The sequence below is a fragment of the Variovorax sp. dw_308 genome (assembly GCF_019207085.1).
GTDB lineage: Bacteria > Pseudomonadota > Gammaproteobacteria > Burkholderiales > Burkholderiaceae_C > Variovorax.
Genome location: NZ_JAATOM010000002.1, coordinates 372,513 through 396,118 on the forward strand (window position 1 = coordinate 372,513; position 23,606 = coordinate 396,118).

The 23,606-nt window shown below is 65.8% G+C and carries 21 protein-coding genes; 8 read left to right on the forward strand and 13 right to left on the reverse strand.

The genetic code is table 11. The features are described 5' to 3' along the window. Positions 1 to 2: 2 nt before the first annotated feature. The 5 genes from HCU76_RS04960 to HCU76_RS04980 all read right to left on the reverse strand — a co-directional run bounded on the left by HCU76_RS04960 (position 3) and on the right by HCU76_RS04980 (position 5,770). Positions 3 to 821, reverse strand: a complete 819-nt coding sequence (locus HCU76_RS04960) for a formylmethanofuran dehydrogenase subunit C (protein WP_213954817.1) — start codon at positions 819 to 821, stop codon at positions 3 to 5. Next, entirely contained in the window at positions 818 to 1,750 is a 933-nt protein-coding gene (gene fhcD, locus HCU76_RS04965) for a formylmethanofuran--tetrahydromethanopterin N-formyltransferase (RefSeq protein ID WP_213954816.1), read from the reverse strand. The genes HCU76_RS04960 and fhcD overlap by 4 nt, the downstream gene beginning before the upstream one ends. Before the next feature lie 82 nt (positions 1,751 to 1,832). Further along, positions 1,833 to 3,524 (reverse strand): formylmethanofuran dehydrogenase subunit A, encoded by a 1,692-nt coding sequence (locus HCU76_RS04970; protein WP_213954815.1) that lies wholly within the window; start codon positions 3,522 to 3,524, stop codon positions 1,833 to 1,835. Then, positions 3,521 to 4,759, reverse strand: coding sequence for a formylmethanofuran dehydrogenase (locus HCU76_RS04975; protein WP_256353995.1), 1,239 nt, complete (start codon positions 4,757 to 4,759; stop codon positions 3,521 to 3,523). Before HCU76_RS04975 ends, HCU76_RS04970 begins: the two co-directional genes overlap by 4 nt. Positions 4,760 to 5,059: 300 nt before the next feature. After that, positions 5,060 to 5,770: a HisA/HisF-related TIM barrel protein gene (locus tag HCU76_RS04980; protein ID WP_213954813.1), complete on the reverse strand. Its 711-nt coding sequence runs from the start codon at positions 5,768 to 5,770 to the stop codon at positions 5,060 to 5,062. Between the two features lie 36 nt (positions 5,771 to 5,806). Here HCU76_RS04980 and HCU76_RS04985 point away from each other — a divergent pair, with 36 nt between their 5' ends. Genes HCU76_RS04985 through HCU76_RS04995 form a run of 3 tightly spaced genes read left to right on the forward strand, consistent with a single transcriptional unit; the run spans position 5,807 to position 8,509 of the window. Next, positions 5,807 to 6,796, forward strand: a complete 990-nt coding sequence (locus HCU76_RS04985; protein ID WP_213954812.1) for an ATP-grasp domain-containing protein — start codon at positions 5,807 to 5,809, stop codon at positions 6,794 to 6,796. Beyond that, on the forward strand, positions 6,789 to 7,907 hold the full coding sequence (locus tag HCU76_RS04990; protein ID WP_213954811.1) for a hydantoinase/oxoprolinase family protein: 1,119 nt from the start codon (positions 6,789 to 6,791) through the stop codon (positions 7,905 to 7,907). The genes HCU76_RS04985 and HCU76_RS04990 overlap by 8 nt, the downstream gene beginning before the upstream one ends. A gap of 2 nt (positions 7,908 to 7,909) precedes the next feature. Next, complete coding sequence (locus HCU76_RS04995) at positions 7,910 to 8,509, forward strand: aspartate kinase (protein ID WP_213954810.1); 600 nt, start codon at positions 7,910 to 7,912, stop codon at positions 8,507 to 8,509. Positions 8,510 to 8,526: 17 nt separating this feature from the next. Here the strand turns inward: HCU76_RS04995 and HCU76_RS05000 are convergent, their stop codons facing one another. Beyond that, a complete protein-coding gene (locus HCU76_RS05000) occupies positions 8,527 to 9,600 on the reverse strand; it encodes an AraC family transcriptional regulator (protein ID WP_213954809.1) in 1,074 nt (357 codons plus the stop codon). 137 nt (positions 9,601 to 9,737) lie between these two features. Between HCU76_RS05000 and HCU76_RS05005 the strand changes: the two genes are divergently transcribed. The 5 genes from HCU76_RS05005 (at position 9,738) to HCU76_RS05025 (ending at position 18,536) form a co-directional block, all read left to right on the forward strand. Next, entirely contained in the window at positions 9,738 to 11,249 is a 1,512-nt protein-coding gene (locus tag HCU76_RS05005) for a coniferyl aldehyde dehydrogenase (RefSeq protein ID WP_213954808.1), read from the forward strand. A gap of 412 nt (positions 11,250 to 11,661) precedes the next feature. Further along, a complete protein-coding gene (locus HCU76_RS05010; protein WP_213954807.1) occupies positions 11,662 to 13,275 on the forward strand; it encodes a GMC family oxidoreductase in 1,614 nt (537 codons plus the stop codon). Positions 13,276 to 13,332: 57 nt separating this feature from the next. Next, a complete protein-coding gene (locus HCU76_RS05015) occupies positions 13,333 to 15,291 on the forward strand; it encodes an alkyl/aryl-sulfatase (protein WP_213954806.1) in 1,959 nt (652 codons plus the stop codon). 42 nt (positions 15,292 to 15,333) lie between these two features. Then, positions 15,334 to 16,971, forward strand: a complete 1,638-nt coding sequence (locus HCU76_RS05020; RefSeq protein WP_213954805.1) for an AMP-binding protein — start codon at positions 15,334 to 15,336, stop codon at positions 16,969 to 16,971. 44 nt (positions 16,972 to 17,015) lie between these two features. Then, a complete protein-coding gene (locus tag HCU76_RS05025; protein WP_218508604.1) occupies positions 17,016 to 18,536 on the forward strand; it encodes a wax ester/triacylglycerol synthase domain-containing protein in 1,521 nt (506 codons plus the stop codon). 50 nt (positions 18,537 to 18,586) lie between these two features. Here the strand turns inward: HCU76_RS05025 and HCU76_RS37155 are convergent, their stop codons facing one another. From HCU76_RS37155 to fae, 7 genes are all read right to left on the reverse strand, one after another. After that, on the reverse strand, positions 18,587 to 18,703 hold the full coding sequence (locus tag HCU76_RS37155; protein ID WP_256734909.1) for a DinB family protein: 117 nt from the start codon (positions 18,701 to 18,703) through the stop codon (positions 18,587 to 18,589). 339 nt (positions 18,704 to 19,042) lie between these two features. Further along, entirely contained in the window at positions 19,043 to 19,528 is a 486-nt protein-coding gene (locus HCU76_RS05035) for a DUF4188 domain-containing protein (protein WP_218508605.1), read from the reverse strand. Positions 19,529 to 19,605: 77 nt separating this feature from the next. Next, positions 19,606 to 20,307 carry a (5-formylfuran-3-yl)methyl phosphate synthase gene (locus tag HCU76_RS05040; protein ID WP_218508606.1) on the reverse strand — a complete coding sequence of 234 codons (702 nt, stop codon included), beginning with the start codon at positions 20,305 to 20,307 and terminating at the stop codon, positions 19,606 to 19,608. Beyond that, positions 20,304 to 20,921, reverse strand: coding sequence for a DUF447 domain-containing protein (locus tag HCU76_RS05045; RefSeq protein ID WP_218508607.1), 618 nt, complete (start codon positions 20,919 to 20,921; stop codon positions 20,304 to 20,306). Before HCU76_RS05045 ends, HCU76_RS05040 begins: the two co-directional genes overlap by 4 nt. Next, on the reverse strand, positions 20,918 to 22,393 hold the full coding sequence (locus HCU76_RS05050; protein WP_218508608.1) for a DUF6513 domain-containing protein: 1,476 nt from the start codon (positions 22,391 to 22,393) through the stop codon (positions 20,918 to 20,920). Before HCU76_RS05050 ends, HCU76_RS05045 begins: the two co-directional genes overlap by 4 nt. Continuing rightward, positions 22,372 to 22,986 (reverse strand): flavoprotein, encoded by a 615-nt coding sequence (locus HCU76_RS05055; RefSeq protein WP_371319769.1) that lies wholly within the window; start codon positions 22,984 to 22,986, stop codon positions 22,372 to 22,374. Before HCU76_RS05055 ends, HCU76_RS05050 begins: the two co-directional genes overlap by 22 nt. Positions 22,987 to 23,076: 90 nt before the next feature. Beyond that, positions 23,077 to 23,586, reverse strand: coding sequence for a formaldehyde-activating enzyme (fae, locus tag HCU76_RS05060; RefSeq protein ID WP_213954799.1), 510 nt, complete (start codon positions 23,584 to 23,586; stop codon positions 23,077 to 23,079). Positions 23,587 to 23,606: the final 20 nt, after the last annotated feature.

Genomic DNA, 23,606 nt, shown 5'->3' on the forward strand with positions numbered 1-23,606 from the left:
CGTTATTTTGCGGCGATCAGTTCACCCTTGCCGTCGGCCGAGAGGTCACCGAGGTGCCGCTCGATGCGTCTCGAAGCCAGCGTCGCGAACGGCCCGCCCTGTCGAGCGAGATCGCGCGCCAGCAGTTGCCAGATGACATCAACCGCCGCGATGGCTGGAACGAACGTAGCTGCAGGCTCAAACCCCGCGGGCGCCGAGGCCAGCACCACGCTGCCGCGCCGCATCCCGTACCCGACATGCGCGCCAACACTCCCGCCGACGGCGATCGTCCCGGCCGCCATGCGCGAAGCGAGGAAGTCGCCGGCGTGGCCATGCACGATCGCGCTGCCGCGCCGCATGCGGTCGCCGAAGCGCGCCCCCGCATTGCCCTTGACGATGAAGGCACCACCGCGCATGCCGTCCAGGCTGCCCGGCAGAGTGCCGGCCGCGAAATCTCCCACGTCGCCCAGCACGGTCAAGCGGCCACCTGCCATTTCGCATGCGGCAAGAAGGCCCGCGCGGCCTTCGACCAGCATTTCGCCCGCGCTCATGCAGCCACCGGTGTAGTGGCCGACCGGGCCCGTCACCCGGATGCTGCCGCCCGCCATCTTCCAGCCCACGCGATCGAAGCGCGACAGGTCGCCGTCGAAGACCAGGGCCTCGTCGCCGTCATTTGGCGTGATGCCGAAGAACTCCGCCAGCGGGACGAAGGCGTTGCCATGGCCCACGGTGATTCGCTCGAGATCGCCGGCTGACATCCCGCTCAGCGCCGCAGGCGTCACGCCGCGCAGGTCCACCCGCAGCGCAGGCTGGGACTTGAGCGCGAATCGCCAGCCGCTCATGGCTGCGCCCCCGCATCGAGCAGCTTGTGCAGATGAAAGTGGAACGGCCCCAGCTTGCCGCCGTAGTTGCCCGCTGAAATGCGCAACAGACCCTTGCCTGCGCCGAGCGCAATGCCGGCCTCCATGCCCACGCGCATCGCTGCGCCGACATCGGCTTCGGTCAGGCCGTCGATCACGATCTCCATCACGCAGCGGGTGTGCGGCGTCAATTCACTGCCGCTGACCAGGCCGTAGAGGCTCGGGCAGAACGCGTCGTTGGTCGATGCACTCAGCGCGGCGTACTTGCTGCCCACCTTCGACCCCGATCGCACCACGCCGCCCGGGAAGGGCATGATCACATTGGGCAGCGCCTTCATCGCCAGCACCGCAGCCTCCGCGACGGCCAGCGCACTGTCGGTGTCGGTGCACAGCAGCAGCAGGTTGCCGCCACCCACGCCCTTGACCACCGCGGTCGTCTCCTGGGCCACGAACTCACCATCCATCACGGGCACGCGCCAATAGCGCACGCCGTCGATCACCTTCGACATCTGCCAGCCATCGCCGAAGAAGCGCAGGTTCTTGCCGAGCGCAATCGCCTCGCCCTCGGCGATGCCCGCGTAGACCGCGGTCGTCGGGCATGTGAGCACGCATTGGCCGACGCGGCGCTCGACCTGCTTGGCCAGTTCCTTGCCGGACATCGCGAACAGCAGCACGCTGAGGCCGGGCCGTCCGTCGGGTGTCTCGGAGGGGGCCAGTTCGCGCTCGATGCCCGCCTCGCATCCGCAGCCGATGACCGACGTGGCCAGGCCCGTCGCCGACGCGGCCGCATGGCGCGCCCAGGTGAGGTTGTGCGCGGAGATGAGGATGCGCGTGGCCTTCATCGGGAACGCCTCGGCGAAGGTGTCGTCGACCTGCACGCCGTTGCGCACCCTCGTCGGAACGGCGGTCATCGTTGCCCCCACGCTCGGCACTTCGTGTCCTCGCTGCCCCCCCAGGGGGCGCGAGCTTGCTTGGGGCGGCCCGGCGCTGCGCTCATGACACACCCTTGAAACAAGCAGCCGGCAACAACCGCCCGCCATTGCAGCAACGGCACAGCTCGTCGCGGCCCATCGCGATGTGATCGAAGTTCACCGAACCGTGCGCGGCGAGATGCCTGCGCAAGGTCTTCTCGATGGATAGGTCGAAGTCGGGCTCGACGAAGTGCGTGCCGCCGACCCGCACGGCGGTGATCCTTCCGCCGCGCGCCACCATCGCGCCATCCTTGAAGACGTACTCCGGCGTCGCGAACATCGCCTCGCGATCGGCCTGCTCGCGGTACACGGCGATGTCCGCCGCTGCGCCCACGCCCAGGTGGCCCCGGTCGAGCAGTCCCAGCAAGCGCGCGGGCGCGGCGCGCGTCATGATGGCGATCTCGTTCAACGTCAGCTCCCGCGCGATCGATTTCAACGCGCACTGGGCCGCCACCTCCGGATGCAGCTTCGCCAGTTGCTCCTCGCGAAAGCTGCGGTCCATCAGCAGGCGGATAAGGTGCGGATAGCTGGTGAACGGCCCGCCGTTCGGATGGTCGGTGGTCAGCACCACACGCCACGGGTCGGTCACCAGCAGAAAGATCTCCAGCCCGATGACCCATTGCAATGCGTTCACGTAGCTTTGCTCGCGGTACCTGAACGGCACGACACCGCAGCCGGCCTCGCACTCGATGTCGCTGCCCGCCCACTTGCGCGGATTGGCAAAGCCGGACTGCGCATGCTGGCGCATCGTGTCGCCCGAGGCCGTGACGGTCTGGCCGAACATGATCTGCCCCACGTCGATGCTGACGTTCGGATTCGCATTGACCGCCTCGGCCAGCTGCAACGCCGCCGACGAGAACTTCTTCGGCCCTTCCGTGCCATAGGCGTGGAACTGCACATGCGTCAGGTGCGCCGGCAGGCCTTCGAGGGCGCGGATGGTTTCCAGCGTCGACTCGATGTTGCCGGCCACACCCAGGTTGCTGCCGTGGATGTGCAGCGGATGCGGCACGCCGAGTTCTCGCAGCGCGCGCGTCAAGGTCTGCACCACCTGGCGCGGCGTCACCTGCCAATGGACATGCGGCTCGTCCACATCGAGCTTGCGCTGGTTGAACTTGAATGCCGAGATGCCCGCCGGATTGACCACCTTCACACCCATCGCCTTGGTGGCATGGATCGTCCAGGCCATGTAGTCGCGAATGGTCTCGAAGTTGCGGCCGCCCTCCCCGCCCTCGGCCAGCAACTGGAGGAACAGCTCGTCGTTCCCCAGCATCACGTAGGCGCCGTGGTCGAGGATCGGCGTGTCGCCCATCTCCATGTGGGCCTGGCGTGCGTTGCTCGCGATCATCGCGGGCTCGAAAGCCGCCGTGTAGCCCATCTCCACATAGCGATAGCCGGTAGCCAGCGTGCCGGGCGTGCAGCCGCCGCAGGAGGCCAGTTCCAGCGGGTTGGCCGGCAACGCGAACGGATCGCCATCGGCACGCTGGAACTCCGGCATCAGCAGGCGCGCCAGGTTGGTCTTGCCGCCGCCGATGTGGGTGTGCATGTCGATGCCGCCGGCCATCACGACACAGCCACTCGCATCGATGTCGAGGTCGACCGCATCGCGTGCATCGAGCACCTCGATCCGGCCATCCTGAACGCACAGGTCGCGCACCGCATCGACCTGCTGCGTGGGGTCGATGACCCGCGCGCCGCGCAATCGCAAGCTGCTCACGTGGCGCTCCTCGCACGCTCGGACCGCACGGCCTGCGTCAGTTCGACCAGCACGTGATCCAGCGTCGGCAGCGTGTCGCGATAGAGCGCCGCGAGCGGCAGCACCGCCCCGCCGTCGGTGCGAATGAGGTGGCCGGGCGATCCGATGCCGGGCGTCGACACCGGAATGAAGACGCCGCCCGGGCGTGCGGCTGCAGGCGCCAGCCCGGGGTGTCCCAGGACGATCAGCGGCAGCGCGGTCGGCGGCGGCACACAGCCGGCATCGAAGCTCGACACCCACAGCAGGCTGTCCACCGCGCCTTCGTCCAGCAGGCGCTGCGTGTCGAAGCACAGGGGCTCATGCTCCAGGCCGCCCGGCCCGGCGCGCGAACGCAAGGGCAGGCCCGACAGCCAGGTGAACACCTCGTTGACGGTCCGCGCGCCATTGCCTCCACCGAGCCACATCGCGGCCGCCCGCGTGCCGGCGTTCAGCTTGGCGACGATGCGACCGACCGTTTCGATGACCAGGTCTCCCTGTGTCGGCAGTCGATCGGTCTGCCCGACGATCACCGCGTAGCGGGCCGCGAGCAGGCGCTTGGCCAAGGCTTCAAGCGCAGGCGGCGCCTCGCGCGCCGCCCGCCCGGCGACACGCGCCGCCAGCAGCGCCAGCGTTCCGAACAAGTCGCCCAGCAGCGGCACCGATTCCGTCGTGACCCCCGGGCGCGCGCCCCATGCCGCGAGCGCGTCGACCTCACCGGCATCGCCGCCCAGCAGCACCACATGCCGCTGCGGCACCACCGCCTCGCCCACGCCGCACCGATCGAAGAACCCCGCCGCATCGCCAGCCGGAAGACCGCCCACGCAGACGATCAGGTCGGCGCGGTTGCGCACCTCGGCCAGCGTGGTCGAGAAGCCGCCACGATCCTGCAGCGCGCGCACACCCAGCATCAACGCGTCGCCGTTGGCTGCATCGCAGATCGCGCCCGTCGCGCAAGCCAGCCGATACAGCGCACGCGCTCCTGCCACATCGGTGCCCAGCCCGCCGAAGAGCGGCTGTCCGCTGCCCGCCAGGATCCGGCATGCCTCTGCGACGGCATCGGCCACTTCGCAGTCCTTGCCGCCGACCTGCGGCCTGGCCGTCGAAGGGCTGGCCGGGAATCGCGCGAGCCCCTCGCGCGCACTCGGGCAATCACCCTCGACCAGCTCGAGCGAAGCGCCAACCCGCGCGCCGAGGTCGTCGCACAGCAGCACGCACATGGGACAGGTCCATCGTGTCGACTCCCCTGGGGTGGCGGGAACGGCTTCGTTCATTTCCATCCCGGCAGCAAGCGACGTGCCACGGCAAGCGCAGCGTCGGCGGCGTGCACTGGCCGAACCTTCGCAAGGCGACGTGGCTTTGCCATCGCGAGTGGATCCCCCAGAACCGAGACACTGTGTCGCGCTCATGTTGCAGTTCTAGCGGCGCGCGTGTCACTGGCGGTCAGGGCCCACTGTCGTTTGCGCTGGCACGAATCGTGATGCAGCCATCGCCATGAGGCGAAGCCATCCCCGGTATCGTCAGCCGCGCACGCGGGGCAGCGCCCCGTCATGCAACGCGCTGGCCACCAGCCAGGCCCCGGCGCCGGCATCGCGCGCTTGCGCCAGGTCGCTTTCGTCGCGAATCCCGCCAGCGCCCACGATGAAGGTCGATGGCGACTTTCGTTGCACTTCGACCAGCGTCTGCAGGTCAGGCCCGGCCCCGGCGCCCACGCGCTCCAGCGTCATCACGATCACGCGACGCGGCCACAACACTGGCTCATCCCAGCAACCCGCCGCGTCCAGCCGCTGGCCGTCGCGCCGGTCCAGCGACAGCACGCCGTCCTCGCCGGATCGCGCACCGCCGAAGCACTGCGCAAGCGCCGCGCGCGATGCCAGCGATTCGCTGCCGAACACCGGAACCATGCGGCTTCCCGCGCTGCCGAGTTGCAGCCGCAGCGCATCGGCCGCATGCGCATCGGCGAAGCCGGCGTCCAGCCACAGCTCCAGCGAGGGCAAGGCTTGCAGCAAGTCGCGCAGCACCGTCCACTGCGCGGGCCGCCCCAGCAAGGCATCGAGGTCGGCCACGTACAACTGCCGGGTAGCGCAATGCTCGCAGAGGATGCTCGCCACGGTGACCGGGTCGCTGCTGCCGCACAGCCGTGACACCACGGGTTGATAGGCTTGGCGGTTGCCGCGCACGGCGCGTACCACCTGGCCCTGCATGAGGTCGATGACCGGAATGAGGTTCATGTCGAACGAACGAACGATTGGAGGAGCATCAGGGTCATGAAGCGGATCTTCGTCTACGAACACCTGAGCGCCGGTGGAGAGATGGCCGGCGACACCGCGCAAGCGCGGCACGCCGCCGACGAACTGCTGGCCATGGGCCAGCAGATGCGCGATGCCATCGTGCTCGACCTGCTGGGCCTGGAAAATTATGACGTGACGGTCGCCACATGCAAGCGCGCTTCGACGGTGCCCCCGGCGGCGCATGCGGTCTTCGCGCGTGACGGCGAGACACCCCTAGATTTCGTCGCCCGCCACAGCCTTGCGCATGACCTGGCATGGGTGGTCGCGCCGGAAACGGACGGCTTGCTGTCGAAGTTCTGCGAGTGCGTCGGCCGCGAGCGCTGGCTGGGATGCGACGGCCCCGCGATCGCGCTGACAACCCGCAAGCGCAGCACACTGCTGCGGCTGGCCGATGCCGGCATCGCCACCCCGCTGGCGTTCGAGGGCGCGGCCGATATCACCCGCTGGGTGGTCAAGCCGGACGACGGCGCCGGTGCCGTCGCCACCAGCCTGCACCACACCCGAGCCGCGGCGGTGAACGCGTCCCGCCATGCACCCGCCAGCGCAGCGATGGAGATCGAGCCCTGGGTCGAGGGCGAGGCGCTCAGCCTGTCGCTTCTCTGCAGCCGCGGCGGCACGGAACTGCTGAGCGTCAACCGCCAGCACCTGACCATCGATGCCCAGGGTGTGGTCTCGTTCCTCGGGGTCGATGTCAACGTCATGGCTGCGACCGACGACCGCATCGCCACCCTCCGCGCGCTGGCCGAACGCATCGGCCGCACCGTATCCGGACTGCGCGGCTTCGTCGGCGTCGATGTGGTGTGGCACGCGCAGCGCGGTCCGGTAGTGATCGAGATCAACCCGCGGGTGACCTGCGCCTATGCCGGCTTGTCGCATTCGCTGGGCCGCAACCTGGCGCGCGAGGTCATCGCCGCGCATGGCCACGGCACCGCGCCGGCCGACGCCCAAAGGGTGGTCCATGCCTGAGCGCACCGTCATCGGCTGGGACATCGGCGGGGCTCACGTCAAGGCCTGCATGCTGCAGGGCGGCGAAGTGCGCGACGTGGCGCAGTGGGCCTGCCCGCTGTGGCTGGGCATGGACCGGCTCGATGCCGTCCTGCATGCCGCGCGCCAACGCTGGCACGGAATGGCGGCGGCGCGGCATGCGGTCACGATGACTGGCGAGATGGTCGACCTGTTCGCGAATCGTGAAGACGGCGTGTGCAGGATCGCGGGCGAACTGGCGCGCTCGCTCGAATCCCCCGCTGCTTCAGCCCGCGGCCCCGGCTCCTTGCACTTCTTCGCGGGCGACGCCGGATGGGGCCGCGTCGCCGACGTGCCTGCCCTGTGGGACGCCATCGCGTCGGCCAACTGGCTCGCCACCGCACGCCATGCCGCGTTGCGCTACCACACCGGCTTGCTCGTGGACATCGGCAGCACGACCACCGACCTGATCGCCTTCCGCCACGGTCGCGTGCTCGCGCCCGACCGCACCGATGCCCAGCGCCTGGCCAGCGGTGAACTGGTCTACCACGGCGTGGTGCGCACGCCGCTGTGCGCGCTGGCCCATCGCATCGACTGGCGCGGCACGCCGCACAACGTGATGAACGAGTTCTTCGCGACCACCGCCGACGTCTACCGCCTCACCGGCGAACTCGACCCGGCGCACGACCAGCACCCCAGCGCCGACAGCGCGCCCAAGGACCTGGACGCAACCCGCCAACGATTGGCCCGCATGATCGGCCTCGACAGGCGCGATGCAACCGATGACGAATGGCTGGCCTTCGCGCGCAGGTGGCGAGCCGCGCAGATCGCCCTGCTGGCCGACGAGATGCGCCGCGTGATCGTGACGCACGGCCTGGACGACGACGCGGTCATCGTCAGCGCCGGCTGCGGCGCATTCCTGGTCGGCGATCTCGTCGCGCAGGCCACGGCCGACGCACCGCTGCCACGCGCCACCCACCGCCAACTCGCCTATGGCCGAGACGTCGCCCGCGTCGCAGCGCCCGCCGGCACGGAGCGCCAGGTGATGCAGGACTGGGCCCAGGTCTGCGCCCCCAGCGTGGCCGTGGCCGCGCTCTTCGACATGGACCCCTGAGCATGTGGATCGTCAAGCTCGGCGGCAGCCTCACCACCAACCCCCTCCTCCCTGCATGGCTCAGCCTGCTGGCCGATTGCGGTGGCGGGCGCGTCATCGTGGTCTGCGGCGGAGGCGCCTTCGGCGATGCAGTCCGGCAGGCCCAGGCGCACTGGCGCTTCAGCGATCTCAATGCGCACAACATGGCCATCCTGGCGATGGCGCAAACCGCCTACCTGATGCATGGCCTCAATCCCGCGCTGCAACTCGTGCGGACCAAGACCGACATCCGCCGCGTGCTGCACAAGGGACAGACGGCCCTGTGGCTACCCTTCGAACTGCAACGCGAACGCGGCACCGCCCAGACCAACTGGAACGTCACCTCCGACAGCATCGCGCTGGAACTCGCGCAACGGCTGAACGCGGAACGCCTGGTGGTGGTGAAGTCCTGCGCCATCGACCCACGCCTGAGCCTGGCGCAATTGACGGAGGCCGGCATCGTCGACCGCAGCTTCGGCGGGCTGTCGGAGAGCGCGGTGTTTCCGATCGACATCGTTCGCCACGATGAGCTGGAGCGCATTCGGGGGCTGCTGCTGGGGGGCGTGCGGTTCGTCGAGAACTGAAAGGGTCCTGGCGTCGATCAATGGCGGCGCGCCCGGTAGTACGCCGTCGTCCGCCCGGTCCACTTCTTGAATGCCTTGCGGAAGTTGGAGACATCGGAAAAGCCGCTGCGTTCGGCCACCTGCTCCACCGACATCGTCGTGCGCTCCAGATACTCGATCGCCAGGCGCCGCCGCACGTCATCAATGACGTCCTGGTATCGGCAGCCTGCTTCCATCAGGCGCCGCTGCAGCGTGCGGGTCGATTGGTTCAGCCGGCTCGCCATGTCCTCCAGCCCGGGAATGCCGCCCACGCTGTTCAGGCATGCCTCCTTGATCTGCTTGATCAACTCGTGCTCTCCGCGAATGTCTTCGAGCATTCGCGCGCAAAAGCCAGTGGAGACCTCGGCCATGATCGGATTGGCGGCGGGCAGCGGCAGGTCGAGCATGGACGCGTCGAAATGCCATTGCATGACGGGCGCATCGAACTCGACGGGGTAGCCAAGGAATTCGGAGTACCGGTGCGCATGCGCCGGCGCCGGATACGGCAGCAACAGGCGGTGCGCATCGAAGGTCCGACCCAGGGTGTGGGAGATCAGGCTCTGCATCGAGCCGAACCAGAACTCGCTGGCGATGGGCAGCAGGTCATCAAGGTCGATGGTGTCGTGCCCCTCGAATATGGCCACATCCCCCTCGACCCGGAAACTCTTCTCGATCACCGGCCCCGCGAGGCGAACGTGCCGAATGCCAAAGTCGATCGCCTTGCCGAAGGTTGCGCTGCTGAGGATTGCATAGCCGAACACTCCCAAGTCTGAAATGCGCTGGCGCTGGCCAGCCATCAGCCCGATGGCCGGGTCCGGCGTGAACCGCTGGACATTGCTGAACAACTTGATCTTCTGGCGCACCGAGATGCGCGCCTGGCTGTCGCCCAGCAGGTTGGGCGAGATGCCGGTCCCTGCGAGCAATGTCCGTGCAGGCACCCCCAGTTCCGCCATCGTTTCCACCAGCGCCCGCAAGCCCAGCATGCTGTGCAACGGCGTTTCCATCTCGCTGCCATAGCGCGCCACCGTCGGCACCGCCGACAGCTTTTGGCGAATAGTCTCTTTCTGCAGCACTCCATCCCTCCGCGACAAGTTGGCGGATTTTCACCCAAAACTGTCGGTGTTGAACCTAGGCGTCTACCCCACGAGCTTCGAGAATTCGTGCTCAAAGTGGCGTCCGCCCGGGCGTCCTCACCATCCCGGAGACATTCATGCAAAGCAGCCCATTGGCCACACCAGTGGCCGCGAACGAACGCGTCGCGCGCCTGTTCGCCATGCAGCAAGCCGCCTTCCTGGCGGAGCCCTCGCCGAGCCTCGGAGAACGGTTGACGCGCCTGAAGGCGATCAAGAAGCAGCTCACGCGCTACCAGGACGTGCTGGCAGAAGCCATGAGCCGCGACTTCGGACACCGCGCGCACGCCGAGTCAAAGATGCTGGACCTCCTGGGCTCGATGATGGAAGTGAACCATGCCATCTCGCACCTCAAGCGCTGGATGAAACCCAGCCGCCGCTCGACGGAATTGCTCTTCCTGAGCAACAGCGTCAAGGTGATGTACCAACCCAAGGGTGTCGTCGGCGTGATCACGCCATGGAACTTCCCGATCTACCTGTCGATCGGCCCGGCAATCGCCGCGATCGCCGCCGGCAACCGGGTCATGATCAAGATGCCCGAGGCCACGCCGGCCACCAATGCAGTGCTCAAGAAGTTGTTGGCCGAAGTGTTCACCGAGGACGTGGTGGCAATGGTCGGTGAAGAGTTGCTCGACCCCAACGTCTTCACGTCGCAACCCTTCAACCACATCGTCTTCACCGGATCGCCCGGGGTCGGCAAGATCGTGATGCGCACCGCCGCTGCCAACCTGACGCCGGTCACACTGGAGTTGGGCGGCAAATCGCCCGCGCTCGTGAGTCGCAACTACCCTGTCGCCGATGCCGCCAAGCGCATCACGCATGGCAAGGCGACCAATGCCGGACAGATTTGCGTCTCGCCCGACTACGCGCTCGTGCCGCGCGAGCGCGTGGACGAATTCATCGGCGGCGTGCGCAAGACCTTCCAGGGATTCTTCAAGGGCAAGACCGCAGGCAACGCGGACTTCACCGAGATCGTCGACGACCGCCAGTTCCAGCGCATCCAGCGGCTGCTTGACGATGCGCGCGCGAAGGGCGCGCACATCGAATCCTGCGGACCGGCGCCGGTCGGCAAGAGTCGCGCACTGCCGCTGCAGATCGTCACCAACCTCAGCCCCGACATGCTGGTGATGACCGAAGAACTGTTTGGTCCGCTGCTGCCGGTCGTGCCCTACGACACGATGGACGATGCGATCCGCTACATCAACGAGCGCGAGCGGCCGTTGGCGCTGTACTGCTTCAGCCACGACAGTGCGGAGCGCGACAAGCTCCTCACGCGAACGCACTCGGGCGGTGTCTCGGTTAACGACTGGGGTTGGCACGTGGTCAACCATGACGCCCCCTTCGGTGGCATCGGCAATTCAGGCATGGGCAACTACCACGGCGAAGAAGGCTTCCGCGAGTTGTCGCATGCGAAGACGGTGTTCAAGCGCCATCGGTTCTTCCCCGTCGACTTGTTCTATCCGCCGTACGGGACCTTCGTACAGCGCCTGACGATGAAGTTCTTCCTGGGCAACCCCGACACTGGCCTGGGCGCGTCGAGCCACGGCAGCGCCGCCACTGGAGGTGCATCGCATCTCCAAAAGCAACATTGAGACCTTGATGAGCCGGAATCCAACGGCACCGGGCATTTAGCAGCTTCCATGTCGCATATGACGCAGAAAACAGAACGCGCCACAGCATGGGCAAAGGGCTGCATCGCTTCCAGGCTGTCGCGCCCGAACCGATCGGTGCGCGCCCTGTTTCGAATCGAAATCTCGCGTGCAAAAGTTCAACGCCTGCGGGCAGTCGAAGCCCTTATGATGCCGACGTTCTGCGGCGGCGACAGGAACGCTTCGACCGTGATGTCTGTCGGGAAACGAGTGGACAGCACCCAGGCGCGCACGTTGAGAGTACGGCCGGTGACCGCCGCGAATAACTATTCATACAGGGAGGACACTCAATGAGACACCGGGATACCACATCGGTTGGCGCAAGCTTCGCACCGCGCGCCACGAGGAGGCCATCATGAGCATCGAAGAGTTCGACTATGTCGTCGTGGGAGGCGGCTCTGGCGGATGCGCTGTCGCATCGCGCCTGACGGAAGACCCCAACGTCTCGGTTTGCGTGCTCGAAGCTGGCACGGCCGACAACAGTGTCTTCATCCATGCGCCGGCCGGGCTGATCGCCATGATGCCGACCAAGTACAAGAACTGGGCTTTCAAGACCGTCCCCCAGAAGGGACTCAACGGTCGCCAGGGCTACCAGCCGCGAGGCAAGGTATTGGGCGGCTCCAGTTCGACCAATGCGATGCTGTACGTGCGCGGCAACCGCTGGGACTACGACAACTGGGCTGCGCTCGGCAACGCCGGCTGGTCTTACGACGAGGTGCTGCCGTACTTCAAGCGTTCCGAGAACAACGAGACCCACCGCAACAGTGCCTATCACGGCACCGGTGGTCCCCTGAACGTGGCGGAGCTGCGTGCTCCCAGCGCGATCAACAAGGCATTCCTGGCGGCCTGCGCGATGAACGGCGTGCCCCACAACCCCGACTACAACGGGGAGGACCAGTTCGGGTCCTTCATGTACCAGGTCACGCAGGTCAACGGCGAGCGCTGCAGCGCGGCCAAGGCCTACATCACGCCGCACCTGTCGCGGCCCAATCTCGCGATCCGCTGCAACGCGACGACTTCGCGCATCGTCTTCGAAGGCAAGCGCGCACGCGGCGTCGCCTACACAGTCGACGGCGCCGAGAAGGAAGTGCGCGCGCGCCGCGAGGTCATCCTCGCCTCAGGTGCATTCGGCTCGCCGCAACTGCTCATGCTGTCGGGCATCGGCCCTGGCGCCGACCTGCAGCGCCTGGGCATCCCGGTGCTGCACGACCTCCCTGGCGTCGGGCAGAACCTGCAAGACCACATCGACCATATCCAGAGCTACAAGACCAGCAGCAGCAAGGACACCTTCGGACTGTCGCTCGGCGGCTCGGTCCGCCTGACCGGCGCGATGGCCGACTGGCGGTTCAACCGGCAAGGCGTCATCACCTCCAACTACGCCGAGGCCGGCGCGTTCCTGAAGTCCTCGCCCGAGCTCGATCGGCCCGACCTGCAAATGGTTTTCGTCGTGGCGGTGGTGGACGACCACGGCCGCAAGATGCACATGGGCCACGGGTATTCCTGCCACATCGAGCTGCTGAACCCGCGCAGCCGCGGCACAGTAAAGCTGGCGAGCCGCGACGTGCACGCGGCACCGCTCATCAATCCGAACTTCCTCGATGACGAGCATGACCTCGACGTGATGGTCAAGGGCGTGCAGAAGCAGATGGCCATTCTCGAAGCCAGCCCGTTCAACCCGTACCGCGGCAAGATGAACTATGCGGTCGACCGCAACGACGTCAAGGGCATCGCACAAGACATCCGCAGTCGCGCCGACACCCAGTATCACCCGGCCTGCACCTGCAAGATGGGCCCTGACAGCGACCCGATGGCGGTCGTCGATGCGCGCCTTCGCGTGCGCGGCGTCGAAGGCCTGCGCGTGGTCGACGCGTCGATCATGCCGGTCGTCTGCGCCGGCAACACCAACGCCCCGACCATGATGATCGGCGAGAAGGGCGCGGACATGATTCGCGCCGATGCACGCGCCTGACATTTGTTTTTTATCAACCGCTGACTACCAACTATTTCAATCAAGGAGACGATAGTCATGAAGAACTTCAAGCCCACACTGGTCGCCGCACTCGTTGCAGTGGCCTTCGCGGGACAGGCATTCGCGCAAGCGCAAAAGCCCGCCACGCAAGCCACGATCCGCGCCAACCAGGCCATTGCCCAAAGCATGACCATGGACGACAAGACCGACAACGAAGAAGCCAATCGCGGCTTCATCGCGAACCTGCCCGACCCGCTCGTCAAGGACGGCAAGGGCCAGACCGTCTGGGACGTCAACCGCTTCGCCTTCATGAAGGGCGATGCACCCGCCACCGTCAACCCGAGCCTGTGGCGCCAGGAAAAGCTCAACAACGCGAGCGGCCTGTTCAAGGTCACCGACGGCATCTACCAGATCCGTGGCCTTGACCTCGCCAACATGACGCTGGTCGAGGGCAACACCGGCTGGATCATCATCGACCCGATCTTCACCGCCGAAATGTCCAAGGCGACCTTGCAGTTCGCCATGGAAAAGCTGGGCAGCAAGAAGCCGGTCGTGGCCGTGATCTACACCCACAGCCATGCGGACCACTTCGGCGGCGTGCGCGGCGTGGTCAGCGAGGACGACATCAGGGCCGGCAAGGTCAAGGTCATCGCACCCGATGGCTTCATGGACAACTCCATTGCCGAGAACGTGCTGGCCGGGAACGCGATGACGCGCCGCGCCACCTACCAATTCGGCGTCGGCCTCGACGCCAACGAACGCCAGGCCGTGGGCGGCGGCCTGGGCAAGGCGCTGAGCTACGGCACGACGGGCCTGATCCCGCCGACCGACACCATCACCAAGACCGGCCAGGAAATGACCGTGGACGGCGTTCGCATCGTCTTCCAGATGGCGCAGAACTCCGAGGCACCGTCGGAAATGATGTTCTATTTCCCCGACAAGAAGGCTCTGTGCGCGTCTGAAGTGATCACCAAGACGATGCACAACCTCTACACCATCCGCGGCGCCAAGATCCGCGACTCGCTGGCGTGGAGCAAGTACATCAACTCGGCGCTCGACCTGTATCCTGACGCGGAAGTCGTCTTCGCCAGCCACCACTGGCCGACCTTCGGCAAGGACAACATCCGCAAGTTCATCATCGACCAGCGCGACACCTATCGCTTCATGCACGACTACGCCATCAACCTCGCCAACAAGGGCGAGACGTTGGATGAGGTCGGCGATGCCAAGTTCTTCCCCAAGGGCCTGGCGGCGGATTCGAGCACGCATGGCTACTACGGCACCCTCAGCCACAACCTGCGCGGCGTGGTCCAGTCCTACCTCGGCTTCTACGACGGCAACCCATCGACGCTGAACCGCCTGCCGCCGGTCGACCTGTCCAAGCGCTATGTCGCCGCCATGGGTGGCGAGAAGGCTGCCTTGAAGGTCGCGCAGAAGGCCTTCAACGACGGGGACTATCGCTGGGCCGCCGAAGTCACGAACCGCGTCATCTTTGCCAATCCGAACAATGCCGCGGCCAAGGCACTCGGCGCCGACACGCTCGAGCAACTGGGCTACCAGTCCGAAGGCGGTACCTGGCGCAATGCCTACCTTGTGGGTGCGCGCGAACTGCGCGAAGGCGTCATCAAGCCGCCGACGAACACCCAAAGCCCTGACGTCGTTCGTGGCATGGACAACGAGCTGCTGTTCGACTTCGTCGCACTGCGCCTGAACCATGAGAAGACAGACGGCATGAAGGCCAACATCCAGATGGAGTTCACCGACCTGAAGGAAAACTGGGCGCTCGAACTGTCGAACTCGGTGCTGAACAACACCAAGGGTCGCGTGCTGAAGAATCCGGACGTCAAGCTCACGCTGACCCGCCCTGCATTCCTCGCCATGCTGCTGCAGGGCAAGAAGCTGCCTGAACTGGTGGAAGCCAAGATGGTCACCGTCGAAGGCAACCCGCAAGTGCTGGCCAACGTGTTCGCGAACGTCGAGACCTTCGACAAGTTCTTCAACATCGTGACGCCCTGATTCACGCGCTTCAAGACTCAAGACTATTCGGAGACAACAAAAATGGCACAACGACACTGGCTCGCTTCCTACGGCAAGGTTCCCCACGACATCAACCCCGACGCCTACAGCTCGGTCGTCCAGATGCTCGAGCAGGCGATGAAGCAGTACGCCGACAAAACGGCCTTCGTTTCCTTCGGCCAGCGACTGAGCTTTGCCGATGTGGACCGCTTGTCGGCTCAGTTCGCGAGCTACCTGCAGCGGGAACTTGGCGTGAAGAAGGGTGACCGCATCGCGGTCATGATGCCCAACCTGGCCGCCTTCCCCATCGTGTTCTTCGGCATCGTGCGCGCCGGCGCCGTGCAGGTGAACGTGAACCCGCTCTACACGCCGCGCGAACTGGGTCACCAGCTCAACGATGCGGGCGTCAAGACCGTCGTCATCTTCAACGGCTCGACGGCCACGCTGGCCGAGATCGTCAAGGACACGCCGGTCACGACCATCATCACCGCCGGCCCTGGCGACGGCCTGCCGAACAGCGCGCTGCCGGCGCCTGCCATCGATGCGCGCCTCACCGGTACTGTCGCGCTGGGCACCATCCTGAGCGAAGGCAAGCCGACCGACTACGTCGCACCCACACTCACCGGCGACGACCTGCTGTTCCTGCAGTACACCGGCGGCACCACGGGCCTGTCGAAGGGCGCATGCCTCTCGCACCGCAACCTGGTCGCCAACACCGAGCAGTACAAGGCCTTCATGCAGGAGACGCTGCGCCCCGGTGAAGACGTCATCGTCACGGCGCTGCCGCTGTATCACATCTTCGCGCTGATGGTGAACCTGATCACCTACTTCTCGCTCGGTGCGGAGAACTGGCTGGTGGCCAACCCGCGCGACATCGACGGCCTGATCCAGACCTTCAAGGATTCGAAGATTTCGGTCTTCGCCGGCGTGAACACGCTGTATGCGGGCCTGGCTGCACATCCCAAGCTCAAGGAAGTCGACTGGTCGCACCTGCGCCTGTCGGTGGGCGGCGGCTCCGCCGTGATCCCGGCCACTTCCAAGCGCTGGCAGGAAGTCACGGGCAAGCTGATCCTGGAAGGCTATGGCCTGTCGGAGACCAGCCCGGTGCTGTCGCTGAACGTGCCTTTCATCAAGGAGTTCTCCGGCACCACGGGCCTGCCCTTCCCCTCGACGCACATCAAGCTGATCAACGCCGACGGCAACGAAGCGGCGCTGGGCGAATCCGGCGAGATCTGCGCCAAGGGTCCGCAGGTCATGAGCGGGTACTGGGAAAAGCCTGAAGTCAACGCCGCGGCCTTCACGGAGGACGGCTACTTCCGCACCGGCGACGTCGGCGTGTTCGACGAGCGCGGCAACCTGAAGATCGTGGACCGCATCAAGGACATGATCATCGTGTCGGGCTTCAACGTGTACCCGAACGAGATCGAGGCCGTCGCCACCTCATGCCCCGGCGTGGCCGAGTGCGCATGCATCGGCGCGCCTGACGCGAAGACGGGCGAAGCGATCCAGCTCTTCGTGGTGGCGAGCCCCGGCGCGACCCTCACGGAAGCAGATGTGATCGCGCATTGCCGCACCGCGCTGACGGGCTACAAGGTGCCCAAGGTGGTTCGCATCATCGAGGCGCTGCCCAAGTCGACGGTCGGCAAGATCCTCCGGCGCGAGTTGCGCGGCGTAGCCTGAAGGTCGCGCCGGCAACAACCACAAAAGTGCATAGGAGACAAGCCGTGCCCGCCCTGTCCATCATCGACCTTGCGATGTTCGTGCTCGAAACGCCCGAACGTCCCTTCAACATCGGTCCGTTGATCCTGCTCGATCCGCCAGCGCGCGGACGCGCAACCTTTGCCGATCGCCTGGTGGCCGGGATGCTCAAGCGACCGCCTGGCGTCCCGTTCAACTACAAGCTTCGCGTGCCGATGCTTGGCATGCCGTCGCTTGAGATCGACGCGGATCCCGACATCGCATCGCACGTGCACCGCATCACGCTTGCGGCGCCGGGCAATTTCGACCAGCTGTCCGCAAAGGTATGCGAGTTGCACGAGATGCGCCTTGACCGCTCGCGGCTGCTGTGGGACCTGTACGTGATCGATGGCCTCGAAGGGGGCAAGGTCGCGCTGTACGGCAAGACCCACCACGGCATCATCGATGGCCGCGGCTTTGTGCAGGCGATCTCGAACTGGCTGGCGCTGTCGGACACGGATCGGTCGGTGCGTGCGATGTGGGAGGCCCTACCGACGCGAGCCAGGGAAGACGGTGTTCGAGCCTCCGTCGGCCAGCGCTTGACCAAGCTGCTGGGCGGGGTGAAAGGCACGGCATCGTCGGCCGTCGGGGTGTACGGCATGCTCGGACAGCAATGGCTGAAGGCGCTCGGACTGGGCGCGAAGGGAATGTCCTTGCCTTTCACGGGCATTCCCCGAGCGCTCCGTGGTCGGGCTTCGTCCAAACGCTCGTTCGCGTTTACGACGCTGCCCATTCGCGACATGAAGGCATTCGGCAAGGCCCACGGCGCAACACTGAATGACCTCTTGCTCGTGTGCCTGGATATTGCCCTCGCGCGCTACCTGCGCGATCAGGGTCAAAAGCCTGGCAAGGCACTGGTGACGGCGATGCCCATTGCCCTCGCCAATGCGGATGGGGGCAATCAGATCGCGGTCCTGCAGTTCCCGCTGGGCGCGCCTGAGCTGAGCGCCCGGGAGCGGCTCGACGCGATCCATGCGGAGACCGAAACCATCAAGAGCGTCATCAACAAGTCGACGAACGACACGGTGATGCTCTACACGACGCTCGTGCACGGCCTGCCGGCGCTGGTCGAAAAAGCAGGCCTGAAACGTGGCTTGTCGGTCAGCAACCTGATGGTGTCGAACCCCTTTGGCTTCCCGGAGAAGCGCTACCTCATGGGAGCACCGGTCGAGATGGTGCTGCCGATTTCGGTGGTGCCTGCAGGGCAGTTGCTGAACGTCACCGCCGTGTCCCTGGGCGAACGCCTGCAGATCGGCTTTCTCGCGATGCCGGAGGCTGTTCCGGACATTGAAAAGCTGGCGCGCTACACCTCGGAAGCGTTCGACGATCTGGTCAGAGACATTGCGAAGCCCGCAGTCAAAGAACAGGCACAAGAAGCGCCAGCCGCAGAAGCAGCGCCCAAGCGCCCGAGGGCGCCGCGCAAGGCGCCCGAAGGCCGTGTCGTGGCGGCGAAGAAGGCGGCACGTCCGCGGGCGCGTCGACCCGCCAAGCAGCCGGCCACGAGCTGACGGACCGACCACCCTCGCACGGCTGCGGGGGTGGCCGCGACTGACTGAGCCTATCTCTGCACTCCATCGCGCAAATAGACTGGAAGGTCCATCACAGGCAGCTTCAATCCAACCTGATACAGCAGGTCCGCAACATACCCGCGGTGATAAGTCTTGTGGTTGACCATTGATCTATCGCCAACTGAGACTCGCAAAGACTGCTAAGCGCTGGCACCGAATCGCTCGTCCGCGATGTGAATCCATGTGGAACGCCTTCGAGATGAGCTTTCCAGATCTGATCAACGATGTTGGCGTGATTCACGCGTTCCAATGATGCTGCGAAATCCCGTTGGAAGCGTTCGAGTTGGTACGTCGCTCGGCAGCGTGTCGAGGAAAGCGAACAGCCTCTGATTTTCCCCAGGCGTTATACCGCGCCAGCATCTGGATCTTCTGAGCAATCGCCATGACATGCCTGCTAACGTTTGACTTGAGCGGACCGCAGTCGGCAGGTCAGCTTGAAGAAAGGGTTACAGCGCACTGCCGCCGCGCACACCCATGCGAGAGGCTGCCGTTTGCTTGCCGGCCATTGCGGGGTAAACCGAGCCCACCTTACCCAAGCCGAACGGAGGCATGTTGACATAGATGTTCTCGTAGGTCCCAGGCGACGCGACATAGGTTTCATGCCAGATGCCTACGGAGCCGTTGGTTCCGACGGCCTTGTTGAACGCGCGCCACGCGGGCAGGTGCACAGCTTCCTTGTTTCGTGCATAGGCCAGCAACTGGTCAAGGGTGCGCCAGTATTGAACCATGATCGTGGTACGACCAAACCAGGATTCGGCGTGGAGAAATCCCGATTCGGGTTTCTCGTAGAGTTCCTTGATCATGCGCGGCATCGCCGTCGCGACCGGCAACCACTTGTGAACCATGACGAGGCTGTTTATGCGCATGCCGATCATGAACACAACGAACGGTTCGTCGAGGGATGCGGCAAGTCGTTCATTGCGCGTGATCATGGAATGAACTCCCTCGTGCGTTCTTTAGAGGCAAACCTAAAAAATCTCGGCTGCACCGCCACGCGCCGCATCGAGCCTCACGAATCCACAACAGCTTCCGCGGCACGCCCGCGCATCAACACGCCCAGCGCCCGCAACCGTTGCGGGTCGAGTGCGGTGCTCCGGTCCCCCACGCAGACTGCCGTCCTGAAACCAGCGAAGTCGGGCGCCAGTTCTTGCAGCAAGGGCGCGTGCGTGGCGCGCAACGCACCTGCCAGCCCGACCATCGCTCCCTCCCCGCGCACCGCGTCGACGAACTCCCGCAGCACCTGCATCGGCAGCACATCGAACAAGCTCCCGGCCCGCTTGTCGAAGGTGTCGGCCATCACGCCGGGGAAGCGCAGCGCGCAGGCGTGGGCCACGTGCGCCATGTCCAACCCGCGGTCTGCAATGAACACCGGAACGATGGGCCAGCCGCTCGCCGCCAGCGCATCCAGCACCGCCGGCGCATGCGAGTCGCGCTCGATGCCGACCTTCACGTAGTCAACGCCGCAGCCACCCACAGCATCGACGCGCGCCGCGATGCGTTGCGCCTCGTGCATCGGCACATCACCGATGGTGGCGCTCACGAGCAAGCCGCTGCGATGGCGTCGCAGCGCGACGACGATCTCGCGGATGGTGTTCACCGGCAGGCCGCCCAGCGCACCCGCGCCGGGCTCCTTCAGGTCGATGAAGTCGGCGCCGCCGTCCGCGGCCAGCAAGGCTTCCTCGACGCTTCGAACACTGACGAGCATTTTCATGACGACGGTCTCCCGGTGATTTCGGCGGCAGCAGCGGCGGTGGTGGCAGCAGCTTTCTCGCGGTGCAGACGCACCGCCTCGACGAGCCAGCCCCAAGCCTCGTGCTCCTTCGGGCCCGCGGCCTTGTCGATGGCAATCTGCAGGTAGGCCATCTCGCTATCGATCTTCTGCGGCGGCAGCATGTGCAGCCGGCTGATGAGCACCGCGCCTTCGAGCACGGCGGCCTGCGCACGGTTGAAGCCGATGAAGCTGGCATGCACAGCCTCGTGGACGCGTGCCATGTTCAGCACAGGGCGTTGTGCATCGTCGCGCATATCGTACAGTTGCAGTTCCACATGGCTCAGGGCGCAGTCGAGGCGCACCCCTGCGATCCGCTCGGCCGGCCGGGTCGACCAATCGCGGCGGCCTGTCACGCAGCCAGCGAAGACGCGCGTATCGGTCACGATGTTGAGCACCGCGCAGCGCGTCGCGATGATGTTGTCGAAGGTGGTCGAGGGTCGGAACGGCATCAGCACGACATGCTCGCCGCGGTAGCGCACACCCATCGGCGCAACGTGCTTGCGGCCGTCAGGCGCGAGCGTCGTCACCACGGTTTCGAAGATCACGTCGTTCATTTCTTGCAATCTCCATGCGACCTGTCGGAGGAAGGCTCCGAGCCTTCCGTTGCGGTCTGTGGATTCATGGGCGCCTCGGTGGTCTTGCGTCGCGTCGCCAGGGTCGTGCCCGGGGCGCACCAGGCACTCGCATCCTCGGGGGCGTGTTCGACGGCGCAGCCCCAGTCCAGCGGCTGGTCCTGCACATAACGCTTGCCGAGCTTATGCGCGATCTCGGCATGCGCCAGCTCCACCCCCATGTAGAAGGCATGGGCCGCATCGTCCTCGAGCCCGAGCCGCGGCCACAACTCGAAGGCGCCCTGCCCCGTCCGCAGGCCGTCGCGGTTGTAGACATGCAGGCCGCGGGCGGACACCTGCACGCGGAAATTGGGGTCGCGCACCTGCGCGGCAGTCGCTTCGATCTCTTCGGGCGTGTCCAGGAACGGGCGCTTGGCATGCACGGTCATCAGCGCATCGCTCATGCCCTTGGGCAGGGTCTGGTGGCGGCGCGCGGCATGCATGATGCGCCGCGCCCAATCGGCTTCCTTCACGGCGCGCCGGGCATGGTTGCTGACCTGCGTGGTGAGCACGGCGGCCACGTCGAGTTCTGCGCAGATGCCGAACAGCAATGCGTTGATGCCGCTCGTGTCCGCCTCTGTCAGCTCGGTCAGGTTGCCCACGCCCATCATGATCGGCGCCTCGGGAAAACGCTCGCGCAGCCGGTGGTAGCGCACGATGGAGGTCGCAAAGCCGAAGGGGATCGGCTCCAGGATCGGGTCGGCCAGGAACTCACGGCCCTGCCGCTGCATGCGTTCGATGGCTTCATGCAACGAAGCTTCATCGGCCGGTGTGCGAGGGATCAGCACGGGCACGGAGGCCACCTCGTCGGCCACCCAGAGCGTGTCCAGGTTCAGGCTCAGCAGGTAGTCGGCGCCGGCACGACCGCCGCGCAGCAACTCGTCCGCATCGACCGAATCGACGCTCACCCGAAAGCCCTCCGCCTTCAAGGCCTGGATGCTTTCTGCGAGGTGGCCGAAGCGCGTCTCCGGCAGGCAACCCAGGTCGATGACATCGGCGCCATCGGCGCGCAGGCTGGCCGCGCGCGCAAGGATGTCGGCCACGCCAACTCGCGGCGCATCGACGATCTCGGCAAAGATCGCGACCTCGAATTCGTCCAGCGCGATCGGATGGGCGACGCGGTTGAAGAACAGCGGCAGGTCCTTCAGTTCCTCGGGGCCGCGCTGCACCGGGACGCCGAAGTGCTGCGACAGCGCGTCCATGTCGCCGCGGCAGCGACCCGGCACGACGATGCGATCGATGCCAGCAATAGGCAGCGGCACCCGGCGGCGGACCATGTCTGCAGTCATGAGCCCCGCAACCTGCAAGCCCAGGTCGCGTGCTTCCCAGGTGAAGGGCGCAAGCGCAATCTGCGCCAGCACCCGCTCCAGGCTCGGCCGCGCGAGGTGCCCGGTCAGGAAGAGGATGTGTTCCATGCGAGCGCGAGTTCCTGCAGCCGGGCGTCGAGCGCCGCCTCCAGTTCTGCGGGCGAGGCGACGACCTGGCAGAAGTCGATCTGCCGCAATCTGTCCACGTTGTCCAGTTCGATGCGCCTCGGTCGCAGCGTGACCCATTTGTGCGGCGACTTGGTGACGACCACCGGCTCGGTATCGCATGCGAACACGATGCCCGGGATGCCGAGCTTGCCGGCCTGCGCGAACATGTTGCTCGGCAGCGTGTCGCTGATGCCGAAGGCGCACTTGGCGACCGTATTGCTGGTGGCCGGCGCGACGACGACCGTGTGATAGACGTCGTCGTACAGCATGCCGACCGGCACGCCGCTGGCGGTCTTGTCGCGGAAGACGCGGAAGCGCGGCTTCAGTTCGTCGACGTGCAGCTTGTAGATCTCCAGCACTTCCTCACCGGCTGCGGAGAGGAACAGGTCGACATTGGGCAGGCGCGCGGCCAGGGCCATCGACTCGTCCAGGAAATGCCCGGAGCCGGTGATGCACCAGGCGAAGCGCGAACGCGGCTTCGAATGCTCGCCCAGCGAACCATCGCCGGGCGCGGGCCCGGCAACGTCGCTGATCTCTGTGGTTTCGCGGTGGCTGCTCTGGATGGGAGACCTCGGTGTCGAATGGCGCCGAAGTCCCGGGCCGGAGCGAGCTGTGACGGAGGACTAGTTCGCCGCGAAAGGATGGCTCACGGTGCCCTTCTTGGCAACCACTTCCGCTGCCGTCGGCGAGCCGGCGACCGCGCGCTTGATCGATTCCTTGGTGGCTTCGTAGTTGAACTGCTGGATCTTCTTGTCGTCGTCGGCCTGCCAGTGGATGAACACGCCGACGCAGACGAACAGGTTGTCGGCCTCGTCCGCGGGGATGGTGCCGTCTTCGACGCAGTCGGCCACGGCCATGGCCACCGCGCGCTGCGCCGGGCCGAACATCTGGACGGCCTGCTTGGCGCCCTTGATCGTGACCTTGTTGAACATCACGGTGGCAGGCTTGGCCAGCAGGTTGGGTGCGACTACTGCCAGCAGCGTGGTGAAGCCGTCTTTCTGGTTGGTCAGCGCGTTTGCGAACGCGGTTTCCGCGGGGCTGCCGCGCGGTCCGATGATCAGGTCGATGTGGGCCACTTCGTTGCCCTCGCCGACGAGCGATTCACCCACCATCATGCGATCGATTTTTGCCATGGCTGTTTGTCTCCAGGATG

Bases quoted from the DNA above. Each gene is read 5' to 3' on its own strand.
- HCU76_RS37155 (WP_256734909.1), bottom strand. From the start codon at position 18,703: ATGGTCAACCACAAGACTTATCACCGCGGGTATGTTGCGGACCTGCTG.
- HCU76_RS04980 (WP_213954813.1), bottom strand. From the start codon at position 5,770: ATGAACCTCATTCCGGTCATCGACCTCATGCAGGGCCAGGTGGTACGC.
- HCU76_RS05015 (WP_213954806.1), top strand. From the start codon at position 13,333: ATGAAGAACTTCAAGCCCACACTGGTCGCCGCACTCGTTGCAGTGGCC.
- HCU76_RS04990 (WP_213954811.1), top strand. From the start codon at position 6,789: ATGCCTGAGCGCACCGTCATCGGCTGGGACATCGGCGGGGCTCACGTC.
- fhcD (WP_213954816.1), bottom strand. From the start codon at position 1,750: ATGACCGCCGTTCCGACGAGGGTGCGCAACGGCGTGCAGGTCGACGAC.
- fae (WP_213954799.1), bottom strand. From the start codon at position 23,586: ATGGCAAAAATCGATCGCATGATGGTGGGTGAATCGCTCGTCGGCGAG.
- HCU76_RS04985 (WP_213954812.1), top strand. From the start codon at position 5,807: ATGAAGCGGATCTTCGTCTACGAACACCTGAGCGCCGGTGGAGAGATG.
- HCU76_RS05045 (WP_218508607.1), bottom strand. From the start codon at position 20,921: ATGAACGACGTGATCTTCGAAACCGTGGTGACGACGCTCGCGCCTGAC.
- HCU76_RS05050 (WP_218508608.1), bottom strand. From the start codon at position 22,393: ATGGAACACATCCTCTTCCTGACCGGGCACCTCGCGCGGCCGAGCCTG.
- HCU76_RS04960 (WP_213954817.1), bottom strand. From the start codon at position 821: ATGAGCGGCTGGCGATTCGCGCTCAAGTCCCAGCCTGCGCTGCGGGTG.
- HCU76_RS05035 (WP_218508605.1), bottom strand. From the start codon at position 19,528: ATGATCACGCGCAATGAACGACTTGCCGCATCCCTCGACGAACCGTTC.
- HCU76_RS05040 (WP_218508606.1), bottom strand. From the start codon at position 20,307: ATGAAAATGCTCGTCAGTGTTCGAAGCGTCGAGGAAGCCTTGCTGGCC.
- HCU76_RS05010 (WP_213954807.1), top strand. From the start codon at position 11,662: ATGAGCATCGAAGAGTTCGACTATGTCGTCGTGGGAGGCGGCTCTGGC.
- HCU76_RS05005 (WP_213954808.1), top strand. From the start codon at position 9,738: ATGCAAAGCAGCCCATTGGCCACACCAGTGGCCGCGAACGAACGCGTC.
- HCU76_RS05020 (WP_213954805.1), top strand. From the start codon at position 15,334: ATGGCACAACGACACTGGCTCGCTTCCTACGGCAAGGTTCCCCACGAC.
- HCU76_RS04995 (WP_213954810.1), top strand. From the start codon at position 7,910: ATGTGGATCGTCAAGCTCGGCGGCAGCCTCACCACCAACCCCCTCCTC.
- HCU76_RS04975 (WP_256353995.1), bottom strand. From the start codon at position 4,759: ATGTGCGTGCTGCTGTGCGACGACCTCGGCGCGCGGGTTGGCGCTTCG.